Raw genomic sequence first — 22,815 nt, forward strand, 5'->3', positions numbered from 1 at the left:
GGTCAAGTGCTGTTTTGTTCATTGCTTTAATGTGTGGTAGGATACCATTAAAGATAATGAAAATCAGCCACTTGGCCTATTTTATTATACTAAATATTATTTACTAACTCATTTGTTTTCAACGGATTAACTGTAATTTTAACGAAGTATTATTATGAATAAAATATGAAAATAGCCATTGTCGGTACAGGATACGTCGGTTTGGTAACCGGAACCTGCTTTGCGGAAATTGGTGTCAATGTTATTTGCGTAGACACGAACAGTGAAAAGATTGAGTCACTGAAAAAGGGCATTATCCCTATCTATGAAAATGGACTGGAAGAAATGATTAGCAGGAATGTGAAAGCAGGGCGCCTGCGATTCACCACGTCTCTGGAGAGTTGCCTGAATGAGGTGGAAGTGGTGTTCAGTGCCGTAGGCACACCACCATTAAAGATAATGAAAATCAGCCACTTGGCCTATTTTATTATACTAAATATTATTTACTAACTCATTTGTTTTCAACGGATTAACTGTAATTTTAACGAAGTATTATTATGAATAAAATATGAAAATAGCCATTGTCGGTACAGGATACGTCGGTTTGGTAACCGGAACCTGCTTTGCGGAAATTGGTGTCAATGTTATTTGCGTAGACACGAACAGTGAAAAGATTGAGTCACTGAAAAAGGGCATTATCCCTATCTATGAAAATGGACTGGAAGAAATGATTAGCAGGAATGTGAAAGCAGGGCGCCTGCGATTCACCACGTCTCTGGAGAGTTGCCTGAATGAGGTGGAAGTGGTGTTCAGTGCCGTAGGCACACCACCCGATGAAGATGGCAGTGCCGACTTGAGTTATGTGCTGGAAGTTGCCCGCACCATCGGACGCAATATGCAGAAATACGTGTTGGTGGTAACCAAAAGTACCGTTCCCGTAGGTACCGCCGAGAAAGTGCAAGCTATTATTCAAGAAGAGCTTGATAAGAGAGGGGTGAATGTTGAATTTGATGTCGCTTCGAATCCCGAATTTCTGAAAGAAGGTAATGCCATCAACGATTTCATGAGTCCCGACCGTGTAGTGGTGGGAGTGAAGTCCGACCGTGCGAAGAAAGTTATGAGCAAACTCTACAAACCGTTCCTGCTGAATAATTTCCGCGTCATCTTTATGGACATCCCTTCTGCAGAAATGACAAAGTATGCAGCTAACTCCATGCTTGCCACCCGTATCAGCTTCATGAACGATATTGCCAATTTGTGCGAATTGGTGGGGGCAGATGTAAACATGGTGCGCAATGGCATTGGCTCGGATACCCGCATCGGGCGCAAATTCCTCTATCCGGGAATAGGTTATGGTGGTTCATGCTTCCCTAAAGACGTCAAGGCACTGATTAAGACGGCCGAACTGAACGGTTACAAAATGCGTGTACTCCATGCTGTAGAAGAAGTGAACGACAAACAGAAAAGTGTCTTATTCGAAAAGCTGCAGAAGCATTTCAATGATGATTTGAATGGAAAGACTATCGCCATTTGGGGATTGGCCTTTAAACCCGAAACAGACGACATGCGCGAAGCTCCGGCCTTGGTCTTGATTGACAAGCTGTTGAAAGCAGGTTGCAAAGTACGTGTCTACGACCCGGCTGCCATGAACGAATGCCGATGCCGTATAGGTGAGAGCATTTATTATGCAACAGATATGTACGATGCTGCATTGGATGCAGATGCATTGATGCTGGTGACTGAGTGGAAAGAATTCCGCTTGCCTTCATGGGCAGTCATCAAAAAGACCATGAAGCGACCGCTGATATTGGACGGACGTAATATTTACGATAAGAAAGATATGGAAGAACAAGGTTTCACCTATCATTGTATCGGAAAATGAAGTTGCAGAAAAAACAAAAGAAATAAACAGAGACGCTATGACGATAAAAGGAAGTGCGATTCTCATTGTATTTGTTGTCTCATTGGCATCATGCAGCAACAAACAAAAAGGGGAGGTTTTCGTAAAGGAAGACCTCACTGCAAAACAGCTGTTGCAAGGCATTTGGGTGAACGATGAAACAGAGATGCCGTTAATTCGCATTAAGGGAGATACTGTATATTATGCCAATTCGCAAAGCATTCCCGTACCTTTCAAGGTAGTTCACGATACAATCTACATATACAGCAATGAACCGGTGGCCTATAAGATAGACCGGCAAACGGAATATAGCTTTTGGTTCCGCTCGCTGGCCGACGAAGTAATCAAACTGCATAAATCAGAAAATGAGGAAGATTCATTGGCTTTCACCAGCCACGAAGTAGAGGTTATCTCTACTACTCCGGAAGTAATAAAGAAAGACAGCGTTGTGACATACAAGAATGTAAGATATAGGGGATATGTGTATATCAATCCCTCAAAAATGAAGGTTTTCAAGACTTCTTATTCCGAGAATGGTATCAACGTGGACAATGTGTATTATGATAATGTAATCCATATCTGTGTATACGAAGGGAAGAAAATACTTTACGGCCAGGATATCACCAAAAAGATGTTTACGGATATATTCCCTGCCGAGGTGCTGAATCAGACCATTCTTGCCGATATGAATTTCATGGGTGTGGATGACAGAGGGTACCATTACCAGGCAACTCTCGGCATACCCGAAAGTTCTGTATACAATCTGGTAAATATGATTATTGGTTTTGACAATACTATGAATATAGAAAAAGCAGAATAAATCCGCTTTTTCTATTTCTTCTCGCCGCTGTTCTGCGGGCGCTTATTTCTAGGCTTGCCACCTTTATTACTATTGCGACTGTTCCTGTTTCCTTCTGGCTTACGTCCGCTATCATGGCTACCTCGTTTCCTTCCACCAGATGCTCTCGGCTTGTATTCGGGTGCTTCACCCAGCTCTTCGGGAATCGGTATCTTATAGATATCCCTATCCAGAAACTTTTCAATATTCTTAAAATTACTTTGCTCCTTCTCGGAAACGAAGGTGATGGCTACGCCATCATTGTTGGCACGCGCCGTACGTCCGATACGGTGTACATAATCTTCACTGTCGTGGGGAACGTCATAGTTTATCACCAGACGGATGTCATCGATATCAATACCTCTCGCAACAATATCCGTAGCTACCAGGATATTGATACGTCCTGCCTTGAACTCGTACATTACTTCTTCGCGCTGTGCCTGCTCCAAATCGGAATGCATTTCCCCAACGTTCAGTTTCATCTGCTTCAAGGCTTTGGTCATTTCCTTCACCTTCAGTTTGGAAGAAGCAAAGATGATAACACGTTCCGGCGTCCCCTCTGCAAACAGACTGCGGATAATCCCCAGTTTCTGGTTCTCATAGCAAATGTATGCAGCCTGCACAATCTTTTCCGCCGGCTTAGAAACTGCCAGTTTCACTTCAGCAGGGTTGTTCAGAATGTTACCAGCCAACTGTTGTATCTTAGCAGGCATGGTGGCAGAGAACATGATTGTCTGCCGCTCTTTAGGGAGGAATTTGACAATCTGCATAATATCGTCATAAAATCCCATGTCCAGCATCCGGTCTGCTTCGTCCAGAATAAAATAAGAGACACGGGAAAGGTCTACATAGCCAAGGCTAAGATGGGCTATCAAACGCCCCGGAGTAGCAATAACGACATCAGCACCCAGTGTCAACCCTTTTTTCTGCTGCTCAAACAGTATTCCGTCATTACCACCATACACGGCCACGCTGGAAACCGGCATGAAATAAGAAAAACCTTCCATCTGTTGGTCTATCTGTTGTGCCAATTCACGGGTAGGAGCCATGACAATGCAGTTGATGGCATCGGCTGGATGTCCACCCTCTGAAAGCTTGTTCAATATAGGCAACAAATATGCAGCCGTTTTTCCTGTTCCGGTTTGTGCCACTGCTATTAAATCTCGACCTTCGAGTATGACGGGTATTGATTTTTCTTGTATAGGGGTGCACTCTTCAAAGCGCATGGCATCCAGTGCCTCTAGCACATTGCCATTCAAATGTAGTTCTGAAAACTTCATGTATCTCTTTTAAATTTGAGTACAAAGATAGGAAAAAGACTTATAAAATAGATTCTTACAGTAAAAAAATGAGCCCTTGGGACAATAATTGTCTAAAGGGCCTGCAAATTTATTTCAAACATCTGCCTTCAACGGGGAATATCAATGTATGAATCCTTGAATCCCAGAAAGTAAAGTACACCATCTAAGCCGATGGTGTTGATGGATTGCTTGGCATTGGCAACTACTTTGGGCTTTGCATGGAAAGCAATTCCAAGGCCGGCAATTCCCAGCATGGGCAGGTCGTTGGCACCGTCGCCCACAGCAATAGTCTGTGCAATATCCACTTTCTCCACCTGGGCTATCAAACGCAGTAATTCCGCCTTACGCTTACCGTCTACTACATCACCGAGATAGCGACCGGTCAGTTTACCATCTTCTATTTCCAGCTCGTTGGCATACACATAGTCTATACTGTACTTCTTCTGGAGGTATTGCCCGAAGTAGGTAAAACCTCCAGAAAGAATAGCTATCTTATAGCCGTATTTTTTCAAAACATACATCAGGCGATCCACACCTTCCGTAATGGGAAGGTTCTCTGCAATCTCCTGCATCACAGATTCATCCAATCCTTTCAACAAAGCCACTCGTTCGCGAAAACTCTCAATGAAATCTATCTCACCACGCATGGCACGTTCGGTAATAGCCTTTACCTGGTCACCCACACCTGCACGTATGGCCAGTTCGTCAATCACTTCGGTTTCAATCAGCGTAGAGTCCATATCGAAGCAAATGAGGCGGCGCATTCGGCGGTACATGTTGTCCAACTGGAAAGAGAAATCCATTTCCAGCTCTGTTGCCAGTTTCATCAACTGCTCTTGCATGGCAATACGGTCTTTCGGAGTGCCGCGAACGGAAAACTCGATGCAGGCACGCGTATGTGATTCGCACTCGTCCAGCGGGATACGTCCTGTAAGGCGCTTGATGGCATCGATATTCATGCCTTGCTCTGCAAGAATACGGGTAACGGAGGATATTTGACGGGCAGACAACTTACGCCCCAATAAAGTAAGAATATAGCGGTTCTTTCCCTGCATATTCACCCAATTCTCGTACTCTTTGGCAGTAATGGGGTAGAAACGGACAGTCACTCCCAAGGAGGAAGCCTTGAAAAGCAGTTCTTTCATAATAAACCCAGAGTGTTGTTCTTCCGTCTTGCACAAAATGCCCAATGAAAGGGTATTGTGAATGTCTGCCTGGCCGATATCCAGAATGGTAGCGTCATATTTAGCCAGAATTTCTGTCACGGAAGCTGTCAGTCCTGGACGGTCTTCACCCGTAATACGTATCAGGATAAGTTCAGTGTTCAATGGTTGCATAAGTCATCTTTTTGATAGAATAATAGGCTACAAAAGTAAGGAAAATTCCCGCTATTTATGCTAAATAACATAAAAATGTACCCCTAAAAAGTGAGAAAAATGCTTGTTTATTTGGAAGTTTGTTTAAGAATTACTTACCTTTGCAACCGATTTCAGAATTAAAAGCTTTGAATATCAATGGGTTCCTTCCCATTTCAAGCTTTGAGAAGACGATGTTCCGGGAAGAAATCACTGTTGAAGGACAGTCCCGGATAGTATTAACCAAAACCGTGCCGCATGAAATATGCAAAATGGATTTTTGTTGTATTACTAATAAGTTCCTTAACTTCTTTTGTAGAAAAAGACAAACCTACCGGAGGTTTGAATGTGGGTGACATGGCCCCGGATTTTAAAATCCAATCCATGTCGGCAGAGCAATCCCAAACCGACCTTTCCGATTTGAAAGGAAAGTATGTGTTGCTCAGCTTTTGGGCAAGTTACGACGCGCAATCCCGGATGCAGAACGCAAGTTTGAGCAATGCGCTTCGCTCTACTACCCACAAGAATGTGAAGATGGTTTCAGTTTCATTCGATGAGTATCAGTCAATCTTTGAGGAAACCATCCGTAAGGACCAAATAGTTACGCCCACTTGTTTCGTGGAAACTAAAGGCGAATATTCCGGCCTCTTCAAGAAGTATCGCTTGGGCCGCGGATTTACTAACTATTTACTGGATGATAATGGTGTAATTATTGCCAAAAACATCTCTGCTGCAGAACTTTCCGCTTACTTGAATTAAGCTTGTCGATGCTCGGTGCATACGACAGCGACTTAGAGAACCAGTAAGATGAAAGTGAGGGTTGTTCCCCGAAACCCGGCATCTCTTTCCGGCAAAAAGGGGAACAGAACAAAAGAGGAAATGAATACAACAAAAAGCCCCTCCCGCACTTGCACAACGCAAGAGTGGGAGGGGATTCTTATTTTTATGGCTTTCCGAAGGCAAGCATCCTAAACCTCTACTTTAGTATGCTAAACCTTAACTTGAGCAGGCTAAAGCAGAGGTTTGGAATACTTATTTCGGTGCTTTCCTATATAGATAGAATGCAATGAAGGCATACATTACGTTCGGTATCCACACTGCGATGACCGGAGGCATATTGCCGTTCACGGCAAATGTGGAAGCAATGGTCTGAAACAGAATATAAGAGAAACTCAATGCCAGACCGATACCCAAATGCAATCCCATTCCGCCTTTCGTTTTCTTGGAAGACAAAGACACTCCAATCAACGTCAGGATAAAGGAAGCGAATGACATGGCAATACGCTTGTGGTACTCTATCTCAAATTCCTTGATGTTGGCAAAGCCGCGCTGCCGCTGCCTGCTGATGTACTCGCTCAGCTGAGGGTTGGTCAACATCTCCTGCTGGTTCTTCATAATCAGGAAGTCGGCAGGCTCCATGAACAGAGTGGTATCTATGCGGTCTCCTTTTATGATACTCTCTTTCATGCCATCCATCTGGCGAATCATATAATCCTTGATTTTCCACTTATGTACGGCCGTCGTGTCGTAAGTAATGGAACGGGCCGTCAGGTGGGAGACCAGTTGCTTGTCGTTGAACTTGTCCAAAGAAAAACGATAGCCGGTCTTGCTGTAGTCTTCAAAACGTTCGATATAGGCAATTACTCCCGAATCCACTTCCAGCTGGATATTCCGTGCCGTATTCGCCTTGCGGGGTTTGTAGTACTTGTCCTCAAAATTAATACGTGTCACACTGCCTTTAGGAATGACATAGGACCCGAGGCAGAATGTCACTACCGCAATGATTGCCGCAGACACCATGTAAGGACGCAGCATACGCTTGAAACTCATTCCCGTAGAGAACATGGCGATGATTTCCGAGTTCTCCGCCAATTTGGAAGTAAAGAAGATTACGGCAATAAACACAAACAGCGGACTGAACAGATTGGCAAAGTAGGGGATGAAGTTCAAGTAATAATCAAAGACAATCGCGTTCCACGGTGCTTCATGAGACATAAAACGGTCCATCTTATCGTTGAAGTCGAACACCACCGCAATAGAGATAATCAACGCAATGGCAAAAACATACGTACCCAGAAACTTCTTAATGATGTACCAGTCCAGCCGCTTCAGGAATTTACCTCTCAGCAGCTTTACATTCTTCCATATCCTCCAGTTCTTTCTTCTCATAATCTTGTCGATACGCGTTTCACCATCATCGGTTTCCAGGTAGCAAAGTCGCCTGCAATGATATGCTTGCGTGCTTCGCCCGCCAGCCATAGGTAGAAGGCCAAGTTGTGGATGGATGCTATCTGCATGGCAAGCAACTCCTGTGCATGGAACAGATGGCGCAAGTACGCCTTGCTGTACATGGTATCTACGTAGGAGGCACCGTCTGCTTCAATGGGAGAGAAATCCATTTCCCATTTTTTGTTGCGCATGTTCATGATGCCGTCCTTGGTAAATAACATGCCGTTGCGTCCGTTTCGGGTAGGCATCACACAGTCGAACATGTCGACACCGCGTTCAATGCCTTCCAGGATGTTTACCGGAGTCCCGACTCCCATCAGATAGCGAGGCTTGTCTTTGGGAAGAATCCCGTTCACCAACTCAATCATCTCGTACATCTTGTCTACAGGCTCGCCCACAGCCAGACCACCAATGGCATTGCCGTCAGCACCTTTGGAGGCAACAAACTCTGCCGACTGCTCACGGAGGTCGCGATAAACGCAACCCTGCACAATGGGAAATAAGGATTGCTGATAACCGTACTTCGGTTCTGTTTCGTTGAAACGCTTGATACAGCGGTCTAGCCAGCGATGCGTCAATCCCAGTGATTTTTTGGCATATTCGTAGTCCGAATCCCCCGGAGGACATTCGTCAAAGGCCATCATGATGTCTGCACCGATAGTACGTTCTATATCCATCACTTTCTCCGGTGTAAAGACATGCTTGCTGCCGTCAATATGCGAACGGAATTCCGCACCTTCTTCACGCAACTTGCGGATACCGGACAACGAAAATACCTGGAAGCCGCCACTGTCTGTCAACATAGGACGGTCAAAGCCGTTGAACTTATGCAGTCCACCGGCTTTCTCTATCACTTCCAGTCCCGGACGCAGATAAAGATGATAGGTATTACCCAATATTATCTGCGCCTTTATGTCCCCTTTCAGTTCAGGCAGATGCACGCCTTTCACTGTTCCCACTGTACCTACCGGCATAAAGATAGGTGTCTCAGTCTGCCCGTGGCCAGTAGTAATCAGTCCGGCACGTGCATTGGTCTTGCTGTCTGTATATTGTAACTCGAATGTCATTCCTCTTTCTTTTCAGTCTTTTCTTTCTTTATGGACAAGTCGATGGCATCGGCTACTTTTTCATCAGTCAGCGCAATGGCAAACACTTCCTTAATATCTTTCACATAATGGAAAGTCAGTCCTTTCAGATATATATCCTGTATCTCTTCTATATTCTTGCGGTTTTCGTCGCTTAAGATAATCTCCTTGATGCCTGCACGCTTGGCTGCCAGTATCTTCTCCTTGATGCCTCCTACCGGAAGTACCTTACCGCGAAGTGTTATCTCTCCCGTCATAGCAAGATTGGCCTTCACCTTTTTCTGGGTGAGGGCAGAAGCGAGGGAGGTAGCCATCGTGATACCGGCAGACGGACCGTCTTTCGGAATGGCGCCTTCGGGCACATGGACATGGATGTTCCAGTTATCAAAAACCTCTTCGTCAAGATTCAGCAAGGAAGCATGCGCCTTGATGTATTCCAGTGCCAGCATGGCCGACTCTTTCATTACATCACCCAAATTACCGGTCAGTGTCAAACGTCCGCCCTTACCACGGCTCAGGCTAGTTTCCACGAAAAGTATCTCACCACCTACGGCAGTCCACGCCAGACCGGTCACTACTCCTGCGTACTCATTGCCCTGATACTTATCACGGGTATATTCAGGCGCACCCAGGAATTCGTACAAGTCTCCCGGTTTGATTTCGGTCTTCGCAAAATAACCGTCCGTAGCATATTGGCGTGCAGATTTACGGAGTATCTTTCCGATTTTCTTTTCCAGTTCGCGCACACCGCTCTCACGAGTATAATTCTCTATAATGGCTTCCAGCGTGTTCTTCGGAATCTTGATATCATTCTTTTTCATACCGTTTGCCTCCAGTTCCTTCGGAACCAGATGACGGCGGGCAATTTCAATCTTTTCTTCCGTGATATAGCCGCTTACTTCAATCAGCTCCATACGGTCCAACAACGGTCCGGGGATGGTATTCAGATTGTTGGCAGTAGCGACGAACATCACTTTGGACAAATCATAGTCCACGTCCAAAAAGTTATCATGGAATGTAGTGTTCTGTTCTGGGTCAAGCACTTCGAGGAGGGCAGAGGAGGGGTCTCCCTGGCGGTCGGCACTCACTTTGTCTATTTCGTCCAGGATAAATACCGGATTGGAGGAGCCTGCCTTTATCAGATTTTTGATAATCTGTCCTGGCATGGCACCGATATAGGTTTTGCGATGACCGCGAATCTCGGCTTCATCATGCACGCCACCCAACGACATACGGATGTACTTACGCTTCAAAGCAGCAGCAATGGAACGACCCAAAGAGGTTTTTCCTACACCCGGAGGGCCATATAGGCAGATGATGGGAGATTTCATATCGCCCTTCAACTTCAATACGGCCAGGTGTTCCAGAATGCGTTCTTTCACTTTCTCCAAACCATAATGGTCTTTATTCAGTGTCTTTTCCGCATTGGCAAGATTCAGATTATCAGTTGTATAAATACCCCATGGCAAGCTAAGCATCGTCTGCAGATAATTCAGCTGCACGCTGTAGTCGGGAGACTGGGGATGGGTGCGTTCTAACTTGTCCACCTCTTTTAAGAAAGAGGCCTTCACCTCTTCATTCCATTTGACTGTCTCCGCTTTCTTGCGCATTTCCTCTATCTCCTGCTCCTGACCGCCACCACCCAGTTCGTCTTGAATGGTTTTAATCTGCTGCTGCAGGAAATACTCACGCTGTTGTTGGTCTATATCCTCGCGTGCACGCATCTGGATAGCCTCTTTGATTTCGGCAAGCTGAACTTCACGATTCAGAATCTCGAGCAGGCGATAGGTACGCGCCCGCAAAGAGTCGATACGGAGCAATTCTATCTTTTCGTCTTTCTTGAGCGGGAGGTTCGTACAGATAAAGTCTACCAAAAACATGGGATTGGTGATGTTCTTGATGGCAAATGCCGAATCTTGAGGAAACATATCGGAGGACTTGATGTAGCGTACGGTCAAGTCCTTGCATGCCTCTACCAATGCATGAAACTCCTTGTCATTCTTGTCCGGAAGTTCTTCATTCAGCGTAGCTATCCGTCCCCTCAGATAAGGAGTCGTATTCGTAATCTCCTTCAGTTCCATACGTTTGGAGCCTTGCAGGATGACAGTAGTCGTCTGGTCTGGCATTTCAAGCACGCGTACTATCTTGGCAACCGTACCGATAGTATGCAAATCATCAAGCATAGGTGTTTCTGTTTCAGCCACCTTTTGGCATACAACAGCTATATAAGATTTTTTCTTTTCTGCTTCACGCACCAATTTAAGGGAAGATGTTCTTCCTACAGATACCGGCATAAACACCCCAGGGAACAATACCATATTTCGAAGAGGCAATATTGGTAAGACCTCTTCTACCTCAATGTCCATCAATTGTTCCTCATTCCCCTCAAAATCAGCAATTACAGAGAAAGCGTTTCCGTTTCTATCTTCGACATCACTCAGGTAATTTCTTTTTTTCATTTCTTTCTTTTTAGTTTATGTCATATTGGCAGGCCAATAAAGCGCCCGCAAAGTTAAGCTATTTCTTCATAAATAGACGTTCTCATCCTTTAAAAAGACAAAAACAGTGCCAATTTTGTGACAAATATGCAGGCTTTGATTATTTTTGAGCCCAATTAAAGAAGATAAACATGACGAAATCATCTTTCAAGTTCAAACAATTTACCATATTTCATGACAAATGCGCCATGAAGGTAGGCACGGATGGCGTACTTCTCGGAGCATGGGCACCGGCAGATGGTGCTGAGCGCATACTGGATGTGGGGACTGGTACCGGATTAATAGCCTTACAGTTAGCGCAAAGAAATCCGCATGCCCGGATTACCGCAATCGAGATAGATGCAACGGCAGCCGGACAAGCTGCCGAAAATGTATCACGCTCTCCGTGGACTGATAGGGTAGAAGTCGTATGTCGTGATTTCCGAGATTATCAGCCTGAAAACAGATTTGACCTCATCGTTTCCAACCCTCCCTATTTTATAGATGCCCTAAAATGTCCTGATGAACAAAGGTGCACAGCACGGCATGCGGGCAATTTGAATTACGACCTGCTGTTCCGTCGTTCGGCATCTCTGCTTAAAGAGCAAGGAGTCGTAAGCATTATTATTCCGGCGGAAGCTGAAAAAACGGTTGTGGATACAGCTTGGAACCATAAGTTGTTTCCATTGCATCGTGTGCAAGTCTTCACCAAACCCGAAAAACCGTGCAGACGGGTATTGCTGAACTTTGGTTTTGAAGCAAAAAAGTGTAGAGAAGAGAAACTCTGTATTGAGATGAATCACAATGAGTTTACTCCTGAATATGTAGCTTTAACGAAAGATTTCTATCTGAAAATGTAATTTTAATTGCATAAAACTTGCCTAAATGTTTGGTTGGTATCAGAATTGTTTTTACCTTTGCACTCGCTTTTCAGAAGTAAAGCATTCGGGGTGTAGCGCAGTCCGGTTAGCGCACCTGCTTTGGGAGCAGGGGGTCGTGGGTTCGAATCCCGCTACCCCGACAAAACAAGAGGCACCTACAATAAAATGTAGGTGCCTCTTGTTATTTTCTCCTTTCTATCCAAACAGCAACGTAAAGCAGCTCCCTTTTCCCACGGAAGACTGCACCGTGATATTTCCGCCGTGCCGGTTCATTACTTGTTTACACAAACTAAGCCCGATGCCCGAACCGGAGGGCTTGGTGGTGAAGAACGGTACAAAAATCTTATCCTGCACTTCCGGTAAGATGCCTTCACCATTGTCGCTGACAGTGATAAGGCATTGCCACGAGAGGGCGGGTAACATCTTCACTTCTATCTGGGGATGCTCTTTCCTGCTACACGCTTCTTTGGCATTTTTAATCAGATTAATCAATACTTGTTCTATCTGTGCCCGGTCTATCTGGAGTATGCGGTCGGTTTCCGGAAGTTCTATCCGGATATACTCTTCCGAAAACAACTTCTGCAAATCCTGCAACAGCTCGCGGACAGCGACCGGATGACGGACGGGGGCGGGAAGTCTTGTCAGCTTCCGGTAATTCTCCACAAACTCCAGCAAGCCCTTACTACGGCGGTGAATGGTCTGTATTCCCTGCCGCATGGCGGGATAGTTCTTTTCCGACATTTCCCGCTCGCTCAAGGTTTCGGAGAGGGAGATGATGGGAGTAATCGAATTCATTATTTCGTGCGTCAGCACACGTATCAGCTTTTGCCACGCCTCCATCTCATTGCGTTCCAGCACGCGGGTACGGAAATTCTTCATTGCTTCGGAAAGCTCGTCCACCATATCCTCCATAGAACGGTTCTTGTAGGGAGAACGGAACGACAGCATCATGTCGTCATAGCGCAGGCTCTCTGCCAGATGGCGCATCATGCGCACCTGCATCATCTGCAAACGATACAGATGGGCGCCAATCGCCAGCAATATCAAGAAAACCATCAGCGCACTGAACCACAGTCCGGCATCCACCAGCAGATAAACGCCGACCGAAAGGAAGGCTATGCCGATGATGTGCAGTGCCACAATCAATGAATATTGTTTCATAAGCCTAATTTTTCAAGTTTCCGGTACAAGGCAAAGCGGGTAATGCCCAGGTATTCGGCGGCACGGGTCACATTTCCCTCGCTGAGCCGCATGGCACGTTCCACCGCCTGCCGTTCCAATTGTTCCAGGTTGAGGACTTCTTCTTCCTTCTTCTGGCGGGAAGCCGAAGCTTGGAACATAAAATTCTCCGGACGAAGTAAAGAGCCGTCTCCCAGTATCACGGCACGTTCCATGGTATGCTGTAATTCGCGTACATTACCCGGCCAGGCGTATTTCAGCAACTTGTTCTTCGCCTCACGGGTCAGCCCACGCATCTCTTTCTGATATTTGCGAGCATAGCGTTGCAGGAAATGCTCTGCCAGCAGGAGGATGTCGTTTCCACGTTCTCGCAGAGGAGGGATATGGAGTTCGATGGTATTGATGCGATACAGCAGGTCTTGGCGGAAGTCTCCTTCGTCCACCAACCGACGGATGTCTGCATTGGTGGCGCAGATGAGCCGCACATCAATGGGCGTAGCCTGCGTACTTCCCAAACGACTGATACAACGCTTTTCGATGGCAGTCAGCAGTTTGGCTTGCATGGGCAGAGAAAGATTACCTATCTCGTCCAGAAAAAGCGTACCGCCGGTTGCCACTTCCATACGTCCGGCTTTCGCTTTCCGCGCATCGGTGAATGCGCCTTTTTCGTAACCGAACAACTCGCTTTCGAACAACTGTTCGGGGATACTGCCGAGGTCTATCGTAACAAACGGCTTTCCATAGCGGGGAGAATTGCGGTAAAGCAGGCGGGCAATCACATCCTTTCCGGTTCCATTCTCACCCAATATAAGTATGTTGGCATCCGTATCGCGCAACTTCTCCATGGTAGAGAAGACTTGCTGCATGACAAGAGAATCACCGATAATAACCTTTTCGGAGCCTCCCGCTGTGGCATTGCTCAGAACTTCCACCTGCTCCTTCAGCAGATTTATCTCAGTTCGCGAACGACGCAGCTTCATGCCCGAAGAAAGGGTCGCCAACAATTTCTCTTTCTCCCACGGCTTGGGAATGAAATCCGTAGCCCCCGCTTTGATGGCACGCACTGCCTTGTCCGTATCCGCGTAGGCAGTCATGAAGATGACCACTGCTTGCGGGTCGATACTGAGAATCTGCTTCAAACTGTCGAAACCTTCCTGGCCGCTGATGGCATCACGGCTGAAATTCATATCCAGCAGAATAATGTCGGGACGGAAAGTGGTCATAAAATGCTCGATGCGGTCGGGGGTCACTGCCACCTTTATCTTCTCGGCGTAGGGTTCGAGAAGAAGGTTCAATGCAAAAAGCACATCCTCGTTATCATCTACAATCAATATTTTACCAAACTGCTCCATATCTGTTTTCTTTTTGTGTAGGCAATGCAGGCAAGACCTGTACAATCCCACATCTCTTGTATGGGCAAAGATAAGTATAATATTCATGTGTTGTGTGTGCATTATCGCACTATTTTTGTGCGTAACTGCACACGTTTGGAGAGCCTCTAATCATATCAAACACCTATAATACAATATCTTATGCTTATGGCATAGAATTTGAACTTTATAGAGTAAAGAAAACAACTATGCACCGGAATATATTTTTATTGCTTATTACATTCAGTCTGACGTCGAGCGCCATTAGCCAAGAGCACACGCTGGTGCTGACTTTGGAAGAAACCATCGAGCAGGCACGCCGGCAGTCACCCGACGCCCAGAATGCCCGCCATAGCTTCCGCTCCGCCTATTGGAACTACAAATACTACTGTGCCAACTACTTGCCGGCGCTCAAACTCACTTCCAATCCTTATCTGGACCGCGCCATCAATAAGGTGACACAAAGCGATGGTAACGTCAAGTTCATAGAGCAGAACCTGCTGAGCACCGACCTGACACTGAGCCTGACACAGAACGTGCCGTGGACTGGGGGAACCTTTTTCATTGAAACAACTGCACAGCGTCTCGACCTTTTCAGCAGTGACACCTATTCCTGGCAGACTTCACCCGTCAACATCGGATACAGCCAGTCCTTGTTTGGCTACAACAGCCTGAAGTGGGACCGGCGCATCGAACCTATCCGTTATCGCGAAGCCAAGAAAACCTACGTGGAAACCCTTGAGCTTGTTGCTGCCAATGCCACAGAGAAGTTCTTCAACCTGGCCAAAGCACAAAGCAACTACGAAATAGCCAACGCCAACTACGCCAATGCCGACACCTTATATATATATGCGCAAGGACGATATAACATCGGCACCATTAGCGAAAACGAAATGTTGCAACTCGAACTCAACAAACTGACCGAAGAAACCAACTGCATGAATGCCCGCATCGAAGTAGAGAACTGCATGCAGGAGCTCCGTTCCTACCTCGGCATCCAAGAAGACCTCCTTATGAAAGTGAGGGTAGATAACCGTGTGCCCGACCTGCACATCGACCTGGATGCTGCGCTGATGCTTGCCAACGAAAACAGCCCGGAGATACAGAACATGCTGCGCCGCAAGGTGGAAAGCGAGAGTGCCGTGTCGCGCGCCAAGGCCAATGCCGGACTGAAAGCAGACATCTACCTGCGCTTCGGCTTGACACAAACTGCCGACAAGCTGAAAGATTCCTACCGGAATCCACTGGACCAGCAGTACGTCAGCTTGGGCATTACCCTCCCCATCTTGGACTGGGGACGCGGAAGGGGACAAGTACGCGTGGCCCGTTCCAACCGCGACCTTGTCTACACGCAGGTAGAGCAGGACAAAACGGATTTCGACTTGAACGTACGGAAACTCGTGAAGCAATTCAACCTGCAGGCGCAACGAGTAAACATAGCCGCCCGCACGGACTATACAGCCCAACGGCGTGCCGAAGTAGCCCGCAAGCTCTATCTACTCGGCAAGTCCTCGGTACTTGACCTCAATGCTTCGATTGCAGAAAAAGATACGGCACGGAGAAATTATGTCACGACTCTATACAATTACTGGAGCCTGTATTATACATTGCGGAGTCTGACGCTTTATGATTTTGAAAACAACAAGCCATTATCGGAAGACTTGGATAAGATTGTGGATAATCAATATTATTTTGATAATAAGTCGATAACGAGTGCCAAACGATGAAACCTGCATTATCTAAATCCGAGAGTGGCGATGACAACAGACAAATATTCGATAAAGAAATAACATGGTAAATATTATGGATATAAAACTTGAAAAGAAACCCTGGTACATCCGTTACCGCTACTATCTGGCAGGAGGTTCCGCCTTCCTTGTCTTTCTAATCTATGTAATCACCCTTTCACTGGGTCCCAGCAAACTACGTATCGAGCAAGACAACATACAGATAGCCGAAGTCAAGAACGGCAAATTTATGGAATATGTAGATGTGGAGGGAGTGATTCAGCCCATCCTTACCATCAAAGTCAATGCACGTGAAGTCGGAAGCGTGGAACGCATCATAGGAGAGGAGGGGAGCCTGCTCCGGCAAGGAGACACCATCCTTGTCCTGGAAAACCCCGACCTGCTGCGCAGCATCGAAGACCAGCGCGACGACTGGGAAAAGCAACTCATCACTTACCGAGAAAAAGAGATTGAAATGGAACAGAAAAGCCTGAACCTGCAACAACAAGCCCTGCAGACCGACTATGACCTCAACCGCCTGCGCAAGAGTTTCGCCCTCGACAAGGAAGAGTACCGCATGGGCATCAAGAGCAAAGCGCAGCTCGAAGTTTCCGAGGACGAATACAACTATAAAGTGAAAAATGCCCATCTTCAAAGGGAAAGCCTCCGTCATGACTCTGCCGTCACCGTCATCCGCAAAGACCTCATCAGAAACGACCGCGAACGGGAACGGAAAAAGTATGAACGCGCCTGCGAACGGCTCGGCAACCTGGTGGTGAAAGCTCCCGTCACCGGCCAGCTCAGCTTTGTCAAGGTGACTCCGGGACAGCAGGTCGCTTCCGGCGAAAGCATTGCAGAAATCAAGGTGCTGGACCAATATAAAGTGCATACTTCCCTGAGCGAATACTACATCGACCGCATTACTACGGGGCTGCCCGCCACCATCAATTATCAGGGAAGAAAATACCCGTTGCGCATCACGAAAGTGGTTCCCGAAGTCAAAGACCGCACGTTCGACGTAGACCTCGTCTTCATGGGCGACATGCCCGACAATGTGCGTGTAGGCAAGAGCTTCCGGGTGCAGATTGAGTTAGGCCAGCCGGAGGAGGCGCTCGTCATTCCGCGCGGCAACTTCTACCAGAGTACTGGCGGACAATGGATTTACAAACTGAACGCCGCAAAGACAAAAGCCGTGCGCGTGCCGCTTGGCATCGGTCGCCAAAATCCGCAACAATACGAGATTACGGAAGGTTTGCAACCCGGAGATTGGGTAATTACAACGGGATATGATACCTTTGGCGAGGCGGAAGAATTGATAATGAAATAAAACAACGTACTATGAGACAAATAATGTATGGCAGGCAGCACAACAGAATCCGGCAGAAGTCATTAAAAACGAATAAGAAATGAAATATTTATAAACCATAAAAACCAAGCATTATGATTAAGACAGTAAATCTACAAAAGATTTTCAAGACCGAGGAAGTACAGACTCTGGCTTTGAACGACGTAAACATGGAAGTGAAAGAAGGGGAGTTTGTCGCTATCATGGGACCTTCGGGCTGCGGAAAATCCACTTTACTAAATATCCTCGGTCTGTTGGACAATCCTACATCCGGAGAATATTATTTGAATGGGACGGAAGTATCCAAATATACAGAAGCCCAACGTACCAACTTGCGCAAAGGAGTCATCGGTTTTGTATTCCAAAGCTTCAACCTGATTGATGAGCTGAATGTATACGAGAACATCGAACTGCCGCTACTCTACATGGGCATTCCTGCCGCCGAACGCAAGCGCCGGGTAGAAACCGCCATGGAACGTATGGCAATCATGCACCGCAGTAAGCATTTTCCGCAACAGTTGTCCGGCGGACAACAACAGCGTGTTGCTATCGCACGTGCAGTTGTATCAAATCCTAAGCTGATACTTGCCGATGAGCCTACCGGTAACCTCGATTCAAAGAATGGAAAAGAAGTGATGGAACTGCTGGGTGAGCTGAATAAAGAAGGTACCACAATTGTTATGGTGACACACTCACAGCATGATGCCGGTTTTGCCGGACGCATCATCAATCTGTTTGACGGACAAGTGGTGACAGAAGCCAATTTGTGATAACCCCTGTTTCATTTATGAGTTGACAATGTACGATTGATGCCACTTTTGAATTTACTAAGTGCCTGTCAGCAAGCGGGCGTTTGGCAATACAAATTTCAGTCGTACATCGTCAATCTATAGATTTCTCGAACCTTTTATATACATGATATGAATTCTTATCTTTCCTTGAAATTAGTCATGAGAAGCTGGAAACGCAATAAACTGTTTGTTGCCATTTCCCTTGTCAGTCTGGTCGTCGGTATTGCCTGCACCACTTTGTTGATGGCATTTGTGATACACGAATATAACGTTGAGAACTATAATCCCAACAAAAATCGTATTCTGCGTTTAGTCCAGACTCTACCTTTTGCCCAACAGGTAGTAGAAGGTACATTCATATACGGTGGAACTGTTCCTCAAATAGTATCTCAGTTTCCGGAAATAGAGTCTTACTTACGTACGCAAACATTCAAGGATGTAAGGGTAAAGATTGAAGGACAAGAATTTCAAAGCTGGAGCTTGGTAGCAGCAGATTCAACATTAACGGCTTTTTTCCCTTTCCATAATATAGTAGGGGATGTTCAAGACGCATTACTGAAACCAGGAGACATAGCTGTAAGTGAACTGTTTGCCAAGAAATGTTTCGGTACAACAGATTGTATAGGAAAAAATGTAGATATACTATTGAGCGAAATAGGTATCAGACGCATCGTTGCCGTATTCGGCCAACCGGAGCAAAGCATGATGCAGACAGACATACTCCTACCATTGGAAGCTATCGAAAGCTCTGATTGTATGCTATTGCTGAAAGAAGGTACGGATATAAAGAAATTCAGCCAACGTTTCGGAGAAACAGAACTGCCCACTTTGTTGGGAAACGGACATCTTCGTACCCAAACATTGCAAGAATCTTATTTCGACGCTACGGTAAAAGACAGTAATCAAGTTATCAAACATCAGCAGAGCACCTTATTGGGTGTAGGGCTGTTGTCCGCATTACTGATTCTATTCATCGGTTGTTTCAACTTTATAAATCTGAGTTTCTCCCGTTTGTTGCGTCAAGTGCACATGCTTCACATTGAATCCATAATGGGAGCCACAAGATCACAAATGCGCCAACAACTGTTCTTGGATACTTTTCTGATGGTTCTTGTCGCTTTCCTTTTATCTTTATTGTTGATGAATGACTTATTGCCTGCATTTAATCATATGGTTTCTGTCAAACTGACAATGGAATATTTGTTTTCATGGCAAGTGTTCCCTCTTATCTTGTTGTTTATCATAATATTGTCTGTCATACCGGCAAGTTATATGGGTCATAGGTTGCATTCCATATCCGAAACCAATTACCGTCATTTCTTTACCGGACGCAAAAAACGTTTCATTGTGGCCTTATTGGTAACCATACAATTCATTATCTCCATTGGCTTGATGAGTACATTCATGATTATCCGTTCACAGATGTATCTGATTAAGCAGGAAGAAAAGCACTATGAGAATATTATTAATGTATATACAGATGCCAATGCACAACTGGCGCTAAAAAACCGGGTAGATGAGGTGAAGAATATAGAAGGGGTAGAAGCGGCAATAACCTCCAATACCGGAATATATCCGATGAGTTTAGGAATCCCGGGCAAGGATGATTCCGGTGACAATCTGCTCATGTTGGAACTATACGAGGATTGTCTGGAATTCCTAACAATGCATCATATTGAACTGCAAGATTCCCTGCGAGTATTCCATCTAATGTCCCGTACTCCACAACCTGCACTAATCAATGAAACATTCGTGGATTTATTGGTGCCCGAAGGAGAAAATCCTATCGGACAGCCCATTTCCAAGTATGTGCCCGAAAGAGAAGAACTTACAAAAGGTACAATTATCGGTATAGTAAAGGATTTCAAAAAGTACTCCATGACAGACCAAGTGGCTCCCTTACGAATACTCCTTTATGATACTCCACAAGATAATTTCTCAACTCTGGTTATAAAGGTAAAGGCCGGATATAAAGATAAAGTCATTAATTGCCTAAGAGAATCATACGAAAAGAAAAATCCAGGCATTCCTTTGAAATATGATGATATGTATCAGAAATTTGTGTCCTACAATCAGGACATAGCACACTTCTCGCATATCTTATTCATGTACGCCTGTGTCAGTATATTCCTTACTCTTTTCGGATTATTTGGCATCACACATTATGCCGTTTCACAGCGTAAACGTGAAATAAGCATCCGCAAAATTCACGGTGCATCCGCCCGCCAGATTCTATGGCTTATCAATTATCCGTTCCTTAGCTATGTAGGCATCGCATTCGTCGTAGCCGTCCCTGTCATTTATCTTTTTATGACATATTGGTTACAGCAATTTGCATACCATGCCACTCCCAACGCCTTTCACTTTCTGCTACCCTTGCTTTTTACTATAGGCATCACCTGCTTTACGATATGCCTGAATGGATATCGGGCAGCCGTCACCTCATTTCATCCGCGCCGCAACAGCCAGTAATACCCCGAGCACCACACCCAATATCGCTGCAAACAGCACCCGCATTTCTCCCGGCAGGAGGAATGTGATGGTGTGTGCCGGATACCAGAAAAAAGGAATTGTTTTCTTGAAGACAAAATTCCATTGCACATCCCAATTCAGATGCGTAATGATGCGGGTCATCGGGATAGGAGTGAGGAGGCTGCGAGGCGAACCTCCACAATTCAGGATATGCGTATCCGTAATCTTATGGAATGTCATGAATACCGGAGCGAAAATGGTATTCATGGCAACTGAAATAGCGAGGGCTATCCATAATTTGTCCAGGCAGAATTCCCCGTTTATAATGGCGGCGGCATTTGCCATTCCCATATACTCCATGAATTGCGGCACACCCTTGGAGAAGATTATCATGGCCGCATTGATACCCATTCCCAGCAGTCCCCACACTACGGTACGAGGCAACACTCCAAATCCTTTCCGGCTATAGACTCCGGCACTGATGCGAAGTCCCAGCATCTCACCCAGTGTAGCAAGGATTCCGAATTTAATGAAACTCATCACCATGCCATGTGCAGCGTTGAAAGACTTATACCAATCGTAAACAGGTTCACTCACAAAGAATGGCAGGAATAGTATCACCAGAACAAAAATAAAGAGGAAGTCTTTCTTTTTCATACAAAAGTCATGTTTCTCATAATGTGGCAAACATACTAAAATTATTCTGATTTAAAAGCAAATAAGTAAATAAAAGGTGTTTTGCTAAACAGAACAAAGTGTTTCCCTTAACCGAACAATCTGTTTCATTAGGGGGAACACTTTGTTTCATTATTCAGAACAGTTCGTTTCATCATATAAAAACACCTTGTTTTCTATGGATAAAATAAAGTGTTCAGCACTGTGAACTAACGAATTATCACTATCAGATTCCCCAGAAGTCCATATCATAAGTCTCGGCGCAAAAAAAGTGGGATTCAGAGAAACCTCTGATCCCACTTCATCATATATAGTAAGCAACGGACAGTTATTTCTTATTCTTCATATATTCATCCGCTTTCTCCTTGGCACGTGCCACGCGCTTGGCTGTATCTGGATGAGAAGAGAACATCTTCTGGAACTTGGATTCCTTCGGTGCCTCCGCTGAAAGTTCAAGCAATTTGTTCAAAGCATTGTACATGGCATACGGATCGAGATTATTCTTGATGCAGAATTCAAAGCCATAATCATCCGCTTCCGTCTCCTGCTTCTGGGAGTATTGAGCACCTGCCAATGCCTCGGCCATGGCACCCAGTTCAGAATCACTCAATTTGGATACCGTAGAACTTGCAGCGCCGGCAGCATTCTTCACAGCCGAACGAAGGTAAGCATTCTTCATCGCATCCTTGGAATCCGTATGGATGACGTGACCTATCTCGTGGCCGACAACTGCCATCACTTCATCATCCGTCATGATGTCCATCAGTCCGGCACAGATGCGTACACTGCCATCACCACACGCAAAGGCATTCACATCTATCACTTCGTAAACACCGAAGTTTACCTTCAAGCCGTCCACTTCCTTGATATTTCCGGTCAGCTTCTCCAAACGCTTGCCGTAATCCGTATCGGGTTTCGTCAGCGGATTATGCGTATCCATCCATTCCATATACTCCTTGCTCATCGCTGCAATGTCAGCGTCGGACAATGAAATAGCCTTGATGGCATCTGTACCGGCTTGGACAGCTTTGGTCACATTGATTTTCTTTCCACCGATTTTGAACTGCGCATAGGCAGTAGTGGTACAACTCATTCCGCATACTACAGCAGCAATGATGAAGAAATTCTTTTTCATGTACTTTATGATTTAATTTTAATCCTATTTCATTTTGTCTATAGCAAAAAGCCGCCTAATCAATTATTAAACGGCT

18 protein-coding genes and 1 tRNA gene are annotated in these 22,815 nt (G+C 45.6%); 10 read left to right on the top strand and 9 right to left on the bottom strand.

What is annotated here, in order from left to right; translation table 11 throughout:
• The first annotated feature begins 165 nt into the window (after positions 1-165).
• Genes HU824_RS13725 through HU824_RS13735 form a run of 3 tightly spaced genes read left to right on the top strand, consistent with a single transcriptional unit; the run spans position 166 to position 2,699 of the window.
• The gene (locus HU824_RS13725; RefSeq protein ID WP_255260522.1) at positions 166-489 is read left to right on the top strand and encodes a 3-hydroxyacyl-CoA dehydrogenase NAD-binding domain-containing protein; all 324 of its coding nucleotides are present in this window, start codon (positions 166-168) and stop codon (positions 487-489) included.
• Positions 490-547: 58 nt separating this feature from the next.
• Entirely contained in the window at positions 548-1,861 is a 1,314-nt protein-coding gene (locus tag HU824_RS13730) for a UDP-glucose/GDP-mannose dehydrogenase family protein (protein WP_176469126.1), read from the top strand.
• Between the two features lie 37 nt (positions 1,862-1,898).
• Positions 1,899-2,699 (top strand): DUF4738 domain-containing protein, encoded by an 801-nt coding sequence (locus HU824_RS13735; RefSeq protein ID WP_176469127.1) that lies wholly within the window; start codon positions 1,899-1,901, stop codon positions 2,697-2,699.
• An 11-nt stretch (positions 2,700-2,710) separates the two neighbouring features.
• On the opposite strand, the gene HU824_RS13740 is transcribed toward HU824_RS13735, so the two are convergent.
• Positions 2,711-3,997, bottom strand: a complete 1,287-nt coding sequence (locus HU824_RS13740; protein ID WP_136010140.1) for a DEAD/DEAH box helicase — start codon at positions 3,995-3,997, stop codon at positions 2,711-2,713.
• A 128-nt stretch (positions 3,998-4,125) separates the two neighbouring features.
• A complete protein-coding gene (gene serB, locus HU824_RS13745; protein WP_136010139.1) occupies positions 4,126-5,355 on the bottom strand; it encodes a phosphoserine phosphatase SerB in 1,230 nt (409 codons plus the stop codon).
• Positions 5,356-5,631: 276 nt separating this feature from the next.
• On the opposite strand from serB, the gene HU824_RS13750 reads away from it, so the two are divergent.
• On the top strand, positions 5,632-6,132 hold the full coding sequence (locus tag HU824_RS13750) for a thioredoxin-like domain-containing protein (RefSeq protein WP_136010137.1): 501 nt from the start codon (positions 5,632-5,634) through the stop codon (positions 6,130-6,132).
• A gap of 273 nt (positions 6,133-6,405) precedes the next feature.
• On the opposite strand, the gene HU824_RS13755 is transcribed toward HU824_RS13750, so the two are convergent.
• Genes HU824_RS13755 through lon form a run of 3 tightly spaced genes read right to left on the bottom strand, consistent with a single transcriptional unit; the run spans position 6,406 to position 11,146 of the window.
• On the bottom strand, positions 6,406-7,542 hold the full coding sequence (locus tag HU824_RS13755) for an LptF/LptG family permease (protein WP_176469128.1): 1,137 nt from the start codon (positions 7,540-7,542) through the stop codon (positions 6,406-6,408).
• Positions 7,539-8,669, bottom strand: a complete 1,131-nt coding sequence (tgt, locus tag HU824_RS13760) for a tRNA guanosine(34) transglycosylase Tgt (protein WP_176469129.1) — start codon at positions 8,667-8,669, stop codon at positions 7,539-7,541. The genes HU824_RS13755 and tgt overlap by 4 nt, the downstream gene beginning before the upstream one ends.
• Positions 8,666-11,146 (bottom strand): endopeptidase La, encoded by a 2,481-nt coding sequence (gene lon, locus HU824_RS13765; protein WP_176469130.1) that lies wholly within the window; start codon positions 11,144-11,146, stop codon positions 8,666-8,668. The genes tgt and lon overlap by 4 nt, the downstream gene beginning before the upstream one ends.
• A 170-nt stretch (positions 11,147-11,316) precedes the next feature.
• Here lon and HU824_RS13770 point away from each other — a divergent pair, with 170 nt between their 5' ends.
• Together HU824_RS13770 and HU824_RS13775 are read left to right on the top strand one after the other, a co-directional pair.
• Positions 11,317-12,024 carry a tRNA1(Val) (adenine(37)-N6)-methyltransferase gene (locus HU824_RS13770; protein WP_176469131.1) on the top strand — a complete coding sequence of 236 codons (708 nt, stop codon included), beginning with the start codon at positions 11,317-11,319 and terminating at the stop codon, positions 12,022-12,024.
• Positions 12,025-12,110: 86 nt separating this feature from the next.
• A tRNA-Pro gene (locus tag HU824_RS13775) sits at positions 12,111-12,185 on the top strand.
• 55 nt (positions 12,186-12,240) lie between these two features.
• Here the strand turns inward: HU824_RS13775 and HU824_RS13780 are convergent.
• Both HU824_RS13780 and HU824_RS13785 read right to left on the bottom strand, forming a co-directional pair.
• A complete protein-coding gene (locus HU824_RS13780) occupies positions 12,241-13,206 on the bottom strand; it encodes a PAS domain-containing sensor histidine kinase (protein WP_016273764.1) in 966 nt (321 codons plus the stop codon).
• Entirely contained in the window at positions 13,203-14,576 is a 1,374-nt protein-coding gene (locus HU824_RS13785; RefSeq protein WP_136010131.1) for a sigma-54 dependent transcriptional regulator, read from the bottom strand. The genes HU824_RS13780 and HU824_RS13785 overlap by 4 nt, the downstream gene beginning before the upstream one ends.
• Positions 14,577-14,803: 227 nt before the next feature.
• On the opposite strand from HU824_RS13785, the gene HU824_RS13790 reads away from it, so the two are divergent.
• The 4 genes from HU824_RS13790 to HU824_RS13805 all read left to right on the top strand — a co-directional run bounded on the left by HU824_RS13790 (position 14,804) and on the right by HU824_RS13805 (position 20,929).
• Positions 14,804-16,321: a TolC family protein gene (locus tag HU824_RS13790; RefSeq protein ID WP_016273766.1), complete on the top strand. Its 1,518-nt coding sequence runs from the start codon at positions 14,804-14,806 to the stop codon at positions 16,319-16,321.
• Between the two features lie 76 nt (positions 16,322-16,397).
• Positions 16,398-17,648 (top strand): efflux RND transporter periplasmic adaptor subunit, encoded by a 1,251-nt coding sequence (locus HU824_RS13795; RefSeq protein WP_176469132.1) that lies wholly within the window; start codon positions 16,398-16,400, stop codon positions 17,646-17,648.
• 113 nt (positions 17,649-17,761) lie between these two features.
• Positions 17,762-18,436, top strand: a complete 675-nt coding sequence (locus HU824_RS13800; RefSeq protein WP_016273768.1) for an ABC transporter ATP-binding protein — start codon at positions 17,762-17,764, stop codon at positions 18,434-18,436.
• Positions 18,437-18,616: 180 nt separating this feature from the next.
• Positions 18,617-20,929, top strand: coding sequence for an ABC transporter permease (locus tag HU824_RS13805; RefSeq protein ID WP_255260523.1), 2,313 nt, complete (start codon positions 18,617-18,619; stop codon positions 20,927-20,929).
• On the opposite strand, the gene HU824_RS13810 is transcribed toward HU824_RS13805, so the two are convergent.
• On the bottom strand, positions 20,900-21,586 hold the full coding sequence (locus tag HU824_RS13810) for a hypothetical protein (RefSeq protein WP_176469134.1): 687 nt from the start codon (positions 21,584-21,586) through the stop codon (positions 20,900-20,902). The genes HU824_RS13805 and HU824_RS13810 overlap by 30 nt on opposite strands.
• A 346-nt stretch (positions 21,587-21,932) precedes the next feature.
• On the bottom strand, positions 21,933-22,739 hold the full coding sequence (locus HU824_RS13815; RefSeq protein ID WP_136010126.1) for a M48 family metallopeptidase: 807 nt from the start codon (positions 22,737-22,739) through the stop codon (positions 21,933-21,935).
• Positions 22,740-22,815: the final 76 nt, after the last annotated feature.

The sequence above is a fragment of the Bacteroides sp. L10-4 genome (genome assembly GCF_013373675.1).
In the GTDB taxonomy this organism is placed as follows: Bacteria; Bacteroidota; Bacteroidia; order Bacteroidales; family Bacteroidaceae; genus Bacteroides; species Bacteroides muris.

Excerpts from the sequence above, each read along its gene's own strand:
- HU824_RS13725 (WP_255260522.1), top strand. The coding sequence starts at position 166 with ATGAAAATAGCCATTGTCGGTACAGGATACGTCGGTTTGGTAACCGGA.
- HU824_RS13730 (WP_176469126.1), top strand. The coding sequence starts at position 548 with ATGAAAATAGCCATTGTCGGTACAGGATACGTCGGTTTGGTAACCGGA.
- HU824_RS13735 (WP_176469127.1), top strand. The coding sequence starts at position 1,899 with ATGACGATAAAAGGAAGTGCGATTCTCATTGTATTTGTTGTCTCATTG.
- HU824_RS13740 (WP_136010140.1), bottom strand. The coding sequence starts at position 3,997 with ATGAAGTTTTCAGAACTACATTTGAATGGCAATGTGCTAGAGGCACTG.
- serB (WP_136010139.1), bottom strand. The coding sequence starts at position 5,355 with ATGCAACCATTGAACACTGAACTTATCCTGATACGTATTACGGGTGAA.
- HU824_RS13750 (WP_136010137.1), top strand. The coding sequence starts at position 5,632 with ATGAAATATGCAAAATGGATTTTTGTTGTATTACTAATAAGTTCCTTA.
- HU824_RS13755 (WP_176469128.1), bottom strand. The coding sequence starts at position 7,542 with ATGAGAAGAAAGAACTGGAGGATATGGAAGAATGTAAAGCTGCTGAGA.
- tgt (WP_176469129.1), bottom strand. The coding sequence starts at position 8,669 with ATGACATTCGAGTTACAATATACAGACAGCAAGACCAATGCACGTGCC.
- lon (WP_176469130.1), bottom strand. The coding sequence starts at position 11,146 with ATGAAAAAAAGAAATTACCTGAGTGATGTCGAAGATAGAAACGGAAAC.
- HU824_RS13770 (WP_176469131.1), top strand. The coding sequence starts at position 11,317 with ATGACGAAATCATCTTTCAAGTTCAAACAATTTACCATATTTCATGAC.
- HU824_RS13780 (WP_016273764.1), bottom strand. The coding sequence starts at position 13,206 with ATGAAACAATATTCATTGATTGTGGCACTGCACATCATCGGCATAGCC.
- HU824_RS13785 (WP_136010131.1), bottom strand. The coding sequence starts at position 14,576 with ATGGAGCAGTTTGGTAAAATATTGATTGTAGATGATAACGAGGATGTG.
- HU824_RS13790 (WP_016273766.1), top strand. The coding sequence starts at position 14,804 with ATGCACCGGAATATATTTTTATTGCTTATTACATTCAGTCTGACGTCG.
- HU824_RS13795 (WP_176469132.1), top strand. The coding sequence starts at position 16,398 with ATGGATATAAAACTTGAAAAGAAACCCTGGTACATCCGTTACCGCTAC.
- HU824_RS13800 (WP_016273768.1), top strand. The coding sequence starts at position 17,762 with ATGATTAAGACAGTAAATCTACAAAAGATTTTCAAGACCGAGGAAGTA.
- HU824_RS13805 (WP_255260523.1), top strand. The coding sequence starts at position 18,617 with ATGAGAAGCTGGAAACGCAATAAACTGTTTGTTGCCATTTCCCTTGTC.
- HU824_RS13810 (WP_176469134.1), bottom strand. The coding sequence starts at position 21,586 with ATGAAAAAGAAAGACTTCCTCTTTATTTTTGTTCTGGTGATACTATTC.
- HU824_RS13815 (WP_136010126.1), bottom strand. The coding sequence starts at position 22,739 with ATGAAAAAGAATTTCTTCATCATTGCTGCTGTAGTATGCGGAATGAGT.